We start from the raw sequence: 539 nt of genomic DNA, 5'->3' as shown, positions 1-539 counted from the left end.
ACACCTTCTGCTGATTGGGCAGATAAGATCTCGGCAGCGCTCCTTACGTTGTTAGTTGATGGTGGGGCTGCGGCGTCAGTCTTTGCCCTGCAAAATGTAAGCTCTGCGATTGCTACCATTTATGATGCCATTGCTCGATCAATGGTTAAGATTTCAGAACTCTCTAGCGAATTTTCTGAACGCGTAAAAGGTTTACTTGGCCACATGTTGGTATTTGCGGGGAAAGGTGCAAATATCGCGATCAAATTTACTTATTCCTTTATTCGTTGGGTGTTTGAATTGGTGCTAAGTAAGTTGAATCAGGCTGTTAAAGCCGCTCTCAAAACGACCTTCTGATTTTGATTAATCCTCCTTTGCTTAGGTGTGGTTTATTCTTAAATACGAAAAGTTTCCTACTTTGTTAGCGAAGCTAGTGGCGAGCAAATAGATAGTGCTTGGTGAGTCAGATAGAAAACACCGCCTCGATAGCGGCGGTGTTTTATTTTGGATTACTGTCGTTGATAAACCGATTGACCTCTGCTGATGGTTTCTTCCACGTT

Annotated in this window: 1 pseudogene; it reads left to right on the top strand. The window is 43.0% G+C overall.

The window, feature by feature from the left end:
• Positions 1–336: pseudogene (locus R7Q46_RS29770) on the top strand (lipase family protein); the annotation flags it as partial.
• Positions 337–539 lie beyond the last annotated feature (203 nt).

This window comes from Vibrio sp. 811, from assembly GCF_033339195.1.
The sequence above is the reverse complement of the archived record's forward strand: the minus strand, read 5'-3'. Positions and strand labels throughout refer to the sequence as shown.